The organism is Agrobacterium bohemicum (assembly GCF_002896715.1).
In the GTDB taxonomy this organism is placed as follows: domain Bacteria; phylum Pseudomonadota; class Alphaproteobacteria; order Rhizobiales; family Rhizobiaceae; genus Agrobacterium; species Agrobacterium bohemicum.
Genome location: NZ_PGEL01000016.1, coordinates 54994 through 67504 on the forward strand (window position 1 = coordinate 54994; position 12511 = coordinate 67504).

Annotated in this window: 7 protein-coding genes; 4 read left to right on the plus strand and 3 right to left on the minus strand. The window is 52.3% G+C overall.

The features are described from left to right. Nucleotides 1–375 precede the first annotated feature (375 nt). Both drt3b and drt3a read right to left on the minus strand, forming a co-directional pair. Nucleotides 376–2448 (minus strand): antiviral reverse transcriptase Drt3b, encoded by a 2073-nt coding sequence (gene drt3b, locus CUC55_RS02075; protein ID WP_103086830.1) that lies wholly within the window; start codon nucleotides 2446–2448, stop codon nucleotides 376–378. After that, nucleotides 2441–3787 carry an antiviral reverse transcriptase Drt3a gene (gene drt3a, locus CUC55_RS02080; protein WP_067652571.1) on the minus strand — a complete coding sequence of 449 codons (1347 nt, stop codon included), beginning with the start codon at nucleotides 3785–3787 and terminating at the stop codon, nucleotides 2441–2443. The genes drt3b and drt3a overlap by 8 nt, the downstream gene beginning before the upstream one ends. 1247 nt (nucleotides 3788–5034) lie before the next feature. Between drt3a and CUC55_RS23495 the strand changes: the two genes are divergently transcribed. From CUC55_RS23495 to CUC55_RS02105, 3 genes are all read left to right on the plus strand, one after another. After that, a complete protein-coding gene (locus tag CUC55_RS23495; protein ID WP_425352718.1) occupies nucleotides 5035–5556 on the plus strand; it encodes a tyrosine-type recombinase/integrase in 522 nt (173 codons plus the stop codon). 619 nt (nucleotides 5557–6175) lie between these two features. After that, nucleotides 6176–6721, plus strand: coding sequence for a thermonuclease family protein (locus tag CUC55_RS02095; protein ID WP_103086831.1), 546 nt, complete (start codon nucleotides 6176–6178; stop codon nucleotides 6719–6721). 778 nt (nucleotides 6722–7499) lie between these two features. After that, a complete protein-coding gene (locus CUC55_RS02105; RefSeq protein ID WP_067652812.1) occupies nucleotides 7500–7751 on the plus strand; it encodes a hypothetical protein in 252 nt (83 codons plus the stop codon). Nucleotides 7752–9535: 1784 nt separating this feature from the next. Here CUC55_RS02105 and CUC55_RS02115 read toward each other — a convergent pair. Further along, nucleotides 9536–9913 carry a lysozyme inhibitor LprI family protein gene (locus tag CUC55_RS02115; protein WP_103086834.1) on the minus strand — a complete coding sequence of 126 codons (378 nt, stop codon included), beginning with the start codon at nucleotides 9911–9913 and terminating at the stop codon, nucleotides 9536–9538. A 1917-nt stretch (nucleotides 9914–11830) separates the two neighbouring features. On the opposite strand from CUC55_RS02115, the gene CUC55_RS02130 reads away from it, so the two are divergent. Then, complete coding sequence (locus CUC55_RS02130; RefSeq protein WP_067652585.1) at nucleotides 11831–12376, plus strand: recombinase family protein; 546 nt, start codon at nucleotides 11831–11833, stop codon at nucleotides 12374–12376. Nucleotides 12377–12511 lie beyond the last annotated feature (135 nt).

A 12511-nucleotide genomic window follows, 5' to 3' on the forward strand; every position in this document is an offset into this window, starting at 1 on the left:
GGGACAACAGGGATTCGCGGGGAACCGGCTGCACGCAATGCAGCGCAGCGTAATGGAGGAAGCTGGGCGGAAAACCTGTTTGGGGAAGAGAAGGGGCGAAGCCACTCGGNCCCCACACAGCGAAATATCGCGCGGGCACCGCGACCCTTTTCAGTTGCGCAATTAAGTCGTTAAAACCAGCCTCACACATATTGACCGTTACTGGAAGCCGGAAAGGAGGCAGCCAACTACCGAATTCGCTTGTTCGCAACTACAATGAAAAGGGACGGCCCGCTCCTACCGTCCAGTTACCCAACCCCCAATTGATATAGGGGAAGTGAGGGCGCTTGTGTGTGGGCTGCCAACAGCCATTAAGGGTAAAGCGGAGCGCCGACGTCAGTATACCTCACGGCTGCGCTTCGCGTCCAGTTCCTTCCCCAGATCAAACTTATCGCCCCAGGCAGTAAACCAGTGATCGTTAGCCGACTGAACGGATGCAAGGCCTACGGCATCCAGTCCGAAGATCAACCCGATGGTATCTTTGGTAACTGCGTTAATGTAGGGACAGACGACAAGATCAAGCAGCATGATCAGCGTCTCAGCATCGTTTGGGCAATGTGCCTTCATGTATTCGAGCTTCGCGATGATATGCGCCTCAACAAAGGCTTTCAACTTTCCGTATCTGACCTTGTCCTTGATATATGCCAGCAGGATCGTGATCGAAAAGTGGTTCATGAATCCAGTGGGTCTAATATAATTCCCCGTATCCNTTTCCTCCTTGATGAGGAAGTGCTGGAGAAGCACCGACACGGGCAGCCAGTATTCGCGACCAATCTGTGACAGGGAAATGAGCAGGTATAGGCTCTCGACTTCACGATGAACACTCATCGTANTTTTTTCGAGTTGCTGCATTACGTTGTCGTGGACGTACTTGAACAGGAGGTGCTTCTGCTCGTAGGGAAGCCCCTGAACATGTAGAAACTCCACCGAAGCCGTGATCATACGGCAAAGTCGGATGGTGTGGTTGACCTTCGGGCTTGCCGAGTATGCAAAGAATGCGAACTCCATAATTGCCAGTAAGGCATTAGAAAGATGCTTGCGGTCACGGTCCGTTTTGTTGCTTGTAATGTACGCCTCGAACAGCTTCTCGAGCTTGTTCTCGATAATGGCGAACGTATAATTTAGCAGATCGCCGTAGGTGACGCCCGCCTCTTTGATAGCCGCTTTGTACCTGATGATCAGACGGTTCGCGTTTATGGCGCATACCAGCTTCTGCTTCGGCGGCTTGGAAGCGTCGGCCAGAGGCTCCTCCTCGCAAATCGGATTCACCTCGCCGTTCAAAAGGATCGAAATCCGCTCTTTGGCAATTGTGATCTCGGTGATGATAGGCTTCTTGTAATGCTTGATCTTTGCCGTATTGATACTGAGCTTCTTGGCCTTTAGAATTTGCTGAAGGGTCTCGAAAATTTTGAGCTGCGTGGAATCTTCGTTGTAGAAAACAAAGAAATCATCGACATATCGGAAAATTTCGTAATCGACTTTGTGAGTAAGATTCGCTCCTTCAGCCAACTGTGTGATCAATTCAGCATCGACAGATTGCAAAATGATCTCGGCAAAAATCCTTGNAAACTCAGGACCAATGACGATGCCGTTGGTCTCTTTATGGTTGAGATCCTGCATCAGGGCATCAAAGCGCCCGCCGAACGTTGCCTTCGAATCATCAAGATGGAACTTTGTCTGGTCCTTGCCCAGAAGAGCCCATGGCAGAGAGTGAGTGTATATGCTGTCAAAGCATTTGTTCACGTCGATTTGCACCATCGCATCATACNTTTTTTCACTGCGGTGATATTTGTAAGACTCGAAGAAGCGATGGATGTTGCGGTACTTCCGGTAAACGAAATAAGAGCCGAGTTGCTCGTATTCCCGATCCTCCTCCTCCAGCCCGGCGACGCCATCTAGGCGTTCTTCATGAAGCTTGTCCTTGAAGTATGCGTAGCGTGACACCGATACCGGACGACGGATCGAAAACTCGCTGACAGACGTATGATAGATAATAAGCGCGCTATGCGTTGCGTAGAAGCTCGCCACCGCGACCTGATTGCGCGGATGAATAACGCTTAATGTACGACCATCTAGGTTGTGAGATACGCGAAAATTAAATGGTATAGTTGCCATCTTGCATTTGCCGATGGGCACTGAGCGGCGCGTTTTCAGTTTGCCCCATTCGGTCACGACAGTGGTCGTGATCGCAAAAGTGGTATCGATCCCGAACAGCAGCCGCATAGTTCGATCAAGGGCGTCAGTTCCGCATACCCAGCGCAGCTGCTTGTTTTCGATCTCGACGCTGTTGTCCCGAAGAAAGCGGTAAAAGCCTCGATTGGAAAAAGTCGGCGGCACCTCGAATGGCAGCATATCCGTCAGCACGGATCGCTGTTTTCGGTGGGTGAGCGAGACGCGTCGCTTAGCCATGTTTCCAAGCCCTTACGATCATCTGCAACTCTCTCGTACTGAAATTATGATATCTGCGTTGCTCGAAGCCGGTGGTGAATTTGAGCTTTTTCAATTGTTTTTGCAGACTGGTGCTTTTCAGCGTGCCGATATGTACCTTTAGCTCATTGTCAAGCTGACCGAAACTCGACAAGTCGGTGACGACCGAGTTGTTGAAATAAATGCCGGTAGCCGCTTGCGATTTGCTGTTTGAGAGGCGCGTGTTACCCGTCAAAAACTTTATGCGACCCACTAGCTCTCGGTACGCGATCCTCGGGCTGATGGGCCTTTCCTGCCAGTAGGCGTCAAACGCAGCTTTCATGCGCGTGCGATATTTATCCACCTTCGCTGCGCTCGGGCCAATCTCGAGCTTTCCGCCTTTCGGGCTAAAACTATAACCGAGATACTCGAAATCCTTGGGATTGGAATCTGCGATCGCGACCTCAAACGTCTTTGTCGTATTGTGCGTGAGGGAGTTGTCATCGAAGATGGCGATAGTACGGTCTTTGTAGGAACCGAGGCTTGTGCCTGCGGGCGGTCGTGCGAATACAGCCACGATGTCATCGACGAACCGGCAATATAAAACTAATCCGGGGATCGCCTTTATGGCCTTGTCGACCGGTCGAAGATACAGCTCTGCTAAATATGCGCTGATCCCGACGCCCCTCGGTACGCCGGTCACGGTGCCAGAAACCTTGCCGTAGGAGTCTAGCACCTGCTTGATGTATTTCTTCGAGGCGGGACTTAATAGCTGGTCCCGGTCCAGTTTCTCGACCAGTCGCTTACGGTCGATGCTCTCATAGAATGATGAAATATCGGTACGGACCAGCTCGAACGGAAAGCTGCTACAGAGCATATCACGAAGCTGACAGACCAAGTCATGACGGTTCGCCTGCTTCACGCCATAGATGCGATGGATGTTACGCTGGAGTTGCTTGATGACGAAAAACGTCGCTGGCTCCGCGTCGATGCAGAAAACCGGCTTCCCTCCCGGCCCAGTCTTCTGGGAGAGGTCGATCTTGAAATTGGGCTTCAGTACCTTCAGGCTGATCTCATCCATGAGATCATCGATCGCTGTAGATTTGGCGTTCTTGAGTTCCGCCAATTCTGCTTTCAAAGCCAGCATCGTCGCTTCAAATACATCGGTCGCCATTGTCAATCCGAGCGCACGGTGTCCGCGGATGTCCTTCACTTTCTCGCGAATCGCGAGTGTGTGATTCTCGAGTGTTGGGAAATACCGGGTCGCCAGATCGAGCCCCTTGCGGTTCTCAGCATCGTAGATGCGTCGGAAGTTCTCCGCAGTGAACATCTGATCAAGCATTATTTGCGACTCATCCCATTTTATATCAGTCCGTAGTTACACGCGATAATGTGCGAAGTGGTGTCGAATCGCAACGTTGAGATGAGATATGTTGCCGCGACACTGTCTGCTAACTGGGCACATCGGAAGGTAAAGGCGAAAAGCTGCCTGTTACACCAAAGTTACATGAACCTGGCAATGGCGGGTGAAATTCACGTAACTGTTTGGAAAATTTGGTGCGCCCAAAGAGATTCGAACTCCTGACCCTCAGATTCGTAGCGGCTACATTTCGAAATATTCGAAATATAAAATGACAACAAGTGCATGTTATTACGTCATTTTATCAATATGATCACTCGTCATTACTTCACATTCTGCGTTACATGAACTATAAATCCGTTACATGGAAGTTACATGAAATGCCGAAATTGTTCTTAACCGACTCGTTTGTTTTTGGGTCATCGTGTCCTGCCGGAAAGGATCAAGAAATCTTCTGGGATTACCCCGTCGGGGAGGATGGTGTCATCCGTAATGGCTCCTTGTCGGGGCTGGGCTTGCGGGTCACGGCGCTTGGAAACAAGACATTCGTGCATGCCTATGNTTTCAACCNAAAGCGGCATCGGAAAGCGCTGGGATCGACCGTCGTCCTGAACGTAGCGTCCGCAAGATTGGCGGTGATAGACCGCGAACAACGGCTGAAAGCTGGCGAAAACCCTGACCTTGATGNAAATGATCCACGCCGCATTCACCTCATGACTGTCCGCGAAGCGATAGACCGTTATTGGGAGAGCCACGTCTCCGGTTTGTCGGACGGCTACAAGCATTCATTTGTCATGCTGATGGCGAAGTGGCTCCGCCGCGTCCCGACNGTCGCGACCAAAAGGGGCAAGAACATTCGGAACTACACCGATCTCGGCACGATGTTCTTGGATAGGCCCTTATCCACAATCAAACCATTGGACATCGAGCGTTACCAGAAACAGTTTACCTCACCGTACGTTTACAACACAGCGCTCCGGCACGTTTTGGCACTGTTTAATTGGGCCATCCGCATGCAACTGGTGGATATGCGCAATCCTGCCCACCCGCTGNAAAAGCGCAAAGTCATTCGCCAGCGGCGGGATTACTCGATGGAGCAAATTCGCCAAATCACCGCGCATATCNTTTACCCTGNTTTCGATGCCGTACCCGACATCAAGGACTTGAGCGGTATCGCGAAACGCGATGAGGCTCTCGTCAAAGCCCATATCGTTACAGCCAATGACCAGATGGCAGAGCTGTGCAATTACATGGGCGTCCNTTTCCTTACTATGGCTCGCCCTAGTGATCTCGCGAACGCCGAATTTGCGCATTTCGATCTGGACCAGCTTATCTGGAACAAGCACAACACCAAAGGCATCAAGTTGTCGCGTTCTCTCTACGAATACGCTTACCGCACAGTGCCGATCCACAGCAAGGTGGCGACAATGGTCCGGGCCCAGCGGGATCGTTGGCCCGGTAGCAATCTTGTGTTCCCGTCACATTCTGATCCATCAAAGCCACGCGACAATTTCCGCAAGGGACTGGCGCGGTTTAAGGCGTTACCGGGTGTGCCCGACCACTTCCAACTTTACGACCTCAAACGCATCGCAATTTCGCTGATGCTGACGGGGCAGGGGGTGTCCCGCGAAGCGGTCTCCCACTACGTCGATCACAAGGGCAATCTTGAGACGACGATGATCTACGACCTCGGGCTTGTCGATCCGCTCCGACCTGTAACCCAGCGCCTTGGCGAACTGGCAGGCATTTAAGCAGGATCATTTCAACGGGAGGGAGGCTCGACCAAACTGGTATCCGTCGCCCTAATGCCTCATAAGGAAAGGATCGGCATATGGAACCCCTTCGTGCGATTGTGCTTTCAGATATCCAACTGAACGACATGCTACGGGAGGCGGCACGACAGGGCGTAGCCTTAGCTGTGGCCGAATTGCGTAAGGACCTTCACCAGTCACCGGACGATGTCACTTTGCAGAGACTGAGGACATACCTCACAAACCCAGCGTCAATCCCGAACCCGAACGACTGCTGGGCGCACAGCGGTATCATCCGCCAGATCGAGTCCACGCCTCGCGGTAAACCNAAATCATCGGCATGGTTCATGAAATTCCAGCGAGAGACCGGACTTGCCAGTTGCTACACCCGTCCAAGCCCTGCCTATGGCCGCCGCCGCGAATGGTCGTTTGCCGATATCCGGCTGGCGTGGGGGGCATACTACCGTCGACGGTAATTGAAGTGCGCGCTGCAATGTTAGCGATATCGNCTGAAAGATTCAGCCGTACACGCTTATCCGCGAGATGTTCTCTTTCCCTCACTTACAACTTGTGGGTATTGTCCAGATAAAGGGAACAATGCGTGTAGTGGGTTGGGGACATGGGGTTATTTCGTANTTTAGTACGGGCATTTTTCGGGAGGAAAAGGCGCTCGTCTTCATGGAAGAAACAATCGCATCCGGTTGTGATTGTGACTCGCCCAACTCCGCAGCAGAATGCGACCCCACATTCAATTGTTGTTCCGCTAGCGCCAGTCGATACCATTCTGCAAGGGCCGTGCTGGGTTGTTGATGGCGACACGATTGTCATCGATAGCCGCCATATTCGACTTGCTGGGATCGATGCTCCCGAACTCGACCATCCCTATGGCAAACAAGCCAAATGGGCGCTGGTTAAGCTCTGCAAGGGACAAACCATCACCGCCCGGATCAGGCCGGAATTGTCGTACGACCGAGTTGTCGCGGAATTTTTCTTGTCGGATGGCCGTGATCTGGCGGCTGAAATGGTCAGCGCTGGCATGGCGCTGGACTGGCCCAAATTCTCAGGCGGGAAATATAGGCATCTCGAAACAGCGGATGCACGNAAAAAACTTTGGCGTGCCGATGCGCGTCAGCGCGGCAAACTGCGCTTGCAGAAAGATAGTTAGGCCACCCGGCATTATGTGGCGCTTTGCGAAACTGCCGCCGTCGGAGCACTGGTTGGGAAACAATAATGAACCGAAATGAGTATCAGCGTGATGTGTGCGCCCGGAGTGGCGAAGCGCTCAACGTCCCGTTTAATCCCGACGTCACGATTGGCGACTGGAAGCCGCAACCGTCCGAGTGCCATCAGAACGTCGATTACTATGTGCAACATCACCGTGGATATGTGGCAGTCANGGGATGGCTACTCCNTTTGGTGTTTGGCGAGCAAAAGCAATACACCCCGCACTCTGTCGTACGGTGCCCAGAGGGCAACTTATTCGACATCACGCCCGTCAGAGGTCAGACACCCGTACACCGATGGTTTATTACCCACGTTGAAAACGAGCAATTATTCCATTCAATGAGTCAACCGAACTATCCGATTCAATGCCTCGGCTGCACGGTCGCGCCGCCTTTGAGCTTTGAACAGCTGTGCCAGATGCAAGATGTAGAGACAGCTTCTCATCGGCGCGATTGTTGATAACGAAAAACCGTCCCCTCCTGATTACGTGTTCAGGAGAGGACGGCCCACTCTCTGACCTTCGGGTACTTCCTACGTTCCGAAGCGCAGGAAGTGTCTAAACCCTATCGTGGCCGAAGAAGTCTGGCTGTCATATCTGTGCCAGAATTGCATAACCGTGCCATCAAATAACAGACAACCCACAGCGGCAGTGCAGATCTGCATATTGCCACGCCTAGACCGAACATTAAGGCTGCTGGTCAATTCGCATGGAGGCCAAAATGCGCAAAGACCAGATCCCAGAATTCGTAGACGAGATTATCGCGACAGGATGCCCCATATGTGCGGTGGGACATGACACCTATGTATTTGGGGAGATCGACGTACTGGATGAAGACTTTGACCGCGTGGTGAGAGAGGTTCAGGAAATCTGTGACAACTACGGCGAACGCGATCACTTGCGGTTGGAAATTGCCGCTTATCTCCGTTCTATTGGTCGTGTCTTCGATTTGCCGGAAGAGACCGTTCATTAACGGGGTTCGGAACGACGTTGGTGAGGGGAGGCCCGCAGACTCGGCGTTGGGCGGAGTGAAATAGTCAAAATTTGATGACGAGGTCGGCTCTCACAACTATTTGGGGAGAACCGTGTGCTTTACACAGTAAACTGTTGTTCAGTCTTAACTTCCTTTATACTGTCAAAAAGGAAGGGGGAACTTATGGCAACTTTTATCAGCGACTATTTCGGTGTGGACGCGGAGGTTTTTGAGGATTACGGCGCTTTAAACATCTCAGTTGTAAATGACCTGCCGCTCTTCATCGATCCCTTTCTGCTTTTTCATAGCGACCGACCTGAATATGTAGAATTACATGAAGCGATAATCAATTATCTTGTCTTTCTGCGCGACCGTGCCGCAGCGGGCCCTGTTAACGAGGGCGAATTGCGAAACTGGTACTGTTTCAAAGAGGTAAAACAAAACTGGCTGGGGTTCTCAGTTTCAGGAAATGGTGGCGCTGGTCTCGGGATGGAGTTCGCGCGCAATCTTCATGCAAACCTAAACGTTATTTTTCCAAATTTCGGGCAAGAGCAGATTACCGAAAGTAGTCACTTGGAAAAGGTCTGCCTGGTTTCTGATGGCGTAGGCCGGGACAATATCAGCGANTTTACCACGAATTTGATCAAAGATTTTCTTTGCNAATACACCCAAACCTTTGCTGCTGCCCATTTACCTCCAGAAGCCGTACGTGAAGTTTGGGTTGAGCGCGCTCGGTTCAACTACGACACCGAAGCCTGGTCGCGTGCGAAATACAGGCTGCCGGTGGTGAACGGTGACTATGTAATACTTACGCCCAAGGATATGCTGACCCGAGATGAGAACTGGATCAACAAAGAGGATCTGATCGACGGGTTCGAGAACATTCCTACCGCGATCCCTGACGTGCAATTGCGCTCATCTGTGTTTAACTATTTCGAGACCGCGCTGAAACGCCGTCCCAAACAACCCGGAAAGAAACAACCCGAGCCCACGCAGAAAGAGCGTGCTCAGGCTGCGGTCGCAACAATGCGGCAGTTCCCCGAAATCATTGATTATTACATCCGGCTTAAGGAGCAAAATGGCGACAACGCTTCAGATGTGAGCGCGGAAAAGGTCATGGCAATCGAGTACATGTTCATTGAACAACTGCGTGCCTTGCAAGCATCTCTTGTCGCAAACACAAAGTTCTATGAAATTGGCAAGTCGACATATGAGGAGGCTCATGCGCGCCTCGCGTACCTGAAAGATGTCATCGAGAACAAAGGCGGTCACCGTTTCTTCTATAACGACAAGGGCGTGCCAATCGAGCGAGAAAAGGACCTGCACGTTCTTTATCGATTGGTCTGGTTTGGGACGCCTTCCGANTTTGGTGCCGAAGCCAACGATGGTCGCGGACCGGTTGATTTCNAAATAAGCCGAGGGACAGAGAAGACCCTCGTAGAGATGAAGCTCGCTAAGAACACGAAGCTTGCCAAGAATCTTCAAAATCAGGTCGAGATTTATCAGAAGGCCAGCGACGCCAAGACAGGTATCAAAGCCATCATCTATTTCACTACCTCAGAGTTAGCTAAAGTCAGGGGTATTTTGAAGGATCTCAAATTGACGAACAGTCCCGATGTAGTTTTGATTGATGCACGGCGAGACAACAAGCCGTCAGCTTCCAAAGCCGCATAGTCGACAGTTCCGGAGCGCTGTTCCCCACCCTTCAATATAATGCAGGGCGACTATTTTTAGTTACCGCCGATATCGCGCAAAAGGTGGGTCTTAGGCCTCAGTTTTGTAATTTATCGTTTCGGCCAGCAGTCCACATCCTCTACGCAGGTGTTTTGATAGGTGAGCCGCTCCAACTGTTCATTGGTCAGTTGGGTCAGGCATTGCGCCAGGACGGACGGATACATCGAACCGTTCTCAACGGTGGAAGACTGCAAGGCGCACCAGTTCTCCTTATAAGCGACCCACGCCCGCTGCGCATCGCGGAGACGGGTGGCCGCCTCCGGTGTGAGCTTTTTACGTAGACTATCATAGGTGGCCTGCAATTGACTGTCGGCTTGCTTGTACAGCGTGCCATAGCATTCATTGATGGCCCGCTGGTTGGCGGCGTCGCCACATACGCCTTGCGCATTGGCAGCCCCGGCTGGGCATACCAATGCCNAAATCATCATAACTCTTCGTACCACCAAGGCTGTGCCTCCTGTTCACCGTCCGAGGCTGTAAACCACATCGCCACCGTTGCGGGACTTGATCTTTGCGGCCTTGCCGTTGGTGAGACGGTAGATACCGTCGGCTGTCGCAACCGTAGCAAACCCTTTATGGGCACGCACGTCCGCACTCTGCGTAAAAACTGCCAACGCTTTCGTGACTGTCTTGGCCTGCTGCGTGAAAATTGTCAGGCTGGTGCCGCCGTTACCGCCACTACGGGACACGACCTTGCCATCGGCAACGCACGTGGCTTCGTCGCCATTCAGAACGTAGTCATCATCGCCGTCATGGTCGATATCGACCACCGTCAGGTAGTCGTCCGNAAACACTGCCTCGGCAGTATCACCACATGCCTTGCGCCATGCCAGAAAAGCTTGCGCCACAGCGGAGGGCATCCCCTCCATGGAGCGTTGCTCGGTGGGAACCGGTGCCACACGGACGCTCTCACTTGAGCAAGCCAGCGCCTTGTCCTCAAAATGGCAACGGGTCAGTCCCTCCGGCAACGGCACGCGGAACAGGGTGGCCTTGTCGGTCGTGCGGAAGCACATCGCGGTCAGCGGCTCGGTGGCGGTGGCGAGGAAGTTGAACTCCCAGCGCCCGTCGNTTTTATCCGGTGTGAACACCTGCGGCGGCTCGTGCTTGCCAACCTCTATGAACGCATGGTGGACCGGAATACCGCACGCGTTGGCTATGGCAACCGATTGCGCAGCCGCCGCTGGTGCGGTCAACAAGGAGCCGCACAACAGAGTAAGTATGCAAAGATTCTTGTTCATCGCGGCCTCATATTCGGAGCAGATGTGGGAGGAGCGATTATAGCTTTGGTGCTGTCGCACGTTCACTGACGCTGTCTTCAAGAATCTTCTGAGTTGCCGCCTTCAGAAAAGCCCGGTATTTCTCCTCCGCTTGTTGGGATGCGGCAAGGTCGCTGAGGACCGTATCCATGCGATCAGAGATGGACAACTTCAGTCGGACGTCCACCGCGACTTTGCCATTTCCTTCGCAATAGGTCTGGCTCCATGCAAATTCTTCCACTGGCTGTCCATTGCGGTACGCCCAGCATTGGANTTTGGTCATGTCNAAATTAGTGCCTGTCGTCGGGGCTGGATATTTTTCCCGTAGAGCATTTGCGACGTCCTCCGGCTTGGGTATGTCTGCCGAACTCTTCGCGTTTCGATAGTCGATATAGCGTATGATCTCTAGGAGCTTGCCACCAGCTTGCACCGGCGCGAACTTTAGATAGACCGTTTCTAAGGGATTAGCAGACGTGAAGCGCCTCGCGCCGGTGTCTTTCTCGATGCACACTTTAAACCGCTGAAAAGGCGTCGTGGGGAATGTGCAGTCGGTACCGCCTTCTTTCCCTTGATACTTATACCCAGCGTTTTTTAGCACACTTCTCGTGGTTTCTTCGTCCATTCCGGGTCGCAGGCCGAGAACATCAANTTTTTCAGGCAGTTCAGAGAAAGTGATCTCGTAGTTGGGGATGACCACGTCCACCGGTGTTGGATCGGCGAGGGCAGGTGAGGAAAGGCATGCGAGTGCAAGTACGGTAACAGGGTGAAAACGACGCATGCCACGCATGAACGGCTCCAAGTTAATGCCTGCTACGCGGGATGCGTGCGGTACGGAGCCTTTTGACTATCAAAAATCACGATTTTTGACGGTTGCCAGATCAAGCACGGTCCCTGCGGCCCCAAGTAGAAAAACCGAGAGTTTTCAGTAGTTCTAAAATAGAGGTTCAGTTACAAATTGTGAATCTGCCCTACTTGCATAAGTCGTGATTTGTGACGCGTGCAATTTGGGATTAAACCTAATTGATATAAAGTATTTATCAGCATGGCTTTGCCCACTGTCCCCGTAAAATTGCCTTGCAAGGTGCGGTCATGATTTACGGCTATGCACGCGTCTCCACCGAAGCCCAGGATTTGGCCTACCAGCTTGAACGGCTCAGAAAGGCCGGGTGCGAGTGCGTGTTCCATGAAAAGCGTAGCGGTAAAAACACCACCGACAGGCCAGAGCTACACAGGCTTTTGGTAACACTGAAAGCTGGCGATACCTTGCTTGCTACAGTTGGTGATCGCGTCGCGCGTGATCCCCTTGATATGCTGCTTATTCTTAATACCGTTAGAAATGCAGGGGCCACCTTGCGATTATTAGATGAGGCGTTTGTCGATACGTTTTCGGAGACGGATGATCTTATCGCATACGTCTATGGCTGGGCTGCTCGCCAGCATCGCCTTAAAATCCTCTATAACACCGCTGCTGGTCGGGAGCGTGCCAAGCAGCGCGGTGTCAAGTTTGGCCGACCGCGAAAACTTGGACCAAAAGAACGTGAAATGGTTGCCGCGCGTCGGGCTAAAGGGGAACCGTGTGGACGTATTGCAAGGGCGTTTGGCGTGAGTGAAAGTACCATCCACAGAATCACGTGATTTCCGCGATAAAACTAGAACGTGTCTACTGGGAGGATTAACGCTGGGCATTTTGGACGAAGTGAATGAGACCCGTATTGATGCCAGCTTGCTGGTGGAAGCCAACGCTGCCCACGCTGCCTTACCTGNAAAAGA

Bases quoted from the DNA above. Each gene is read 5' to 3' on its own strand.
- CUC55_RS02105 (WP_067652812.1), top strand. From the start codon at position 7,500: ATGCGCAAAGACCAGATCCCAGAATTCGTAGACGAGATTATCGCGACA.
- drt3a (WP_067652571.1), bottom strand. From the start codon at position 3,787: ATGCTTGATCAGATGTTCACTGCGGAGAACTTCCGACGCATCTACGAT.
- CUC55_RS02130 (WP_067652585.1), top strand. From the start codon at position 11,831: ATGATTTACGGCTATGCACGCGTCTCCACCGAAGCCCAGGATTTGGCC.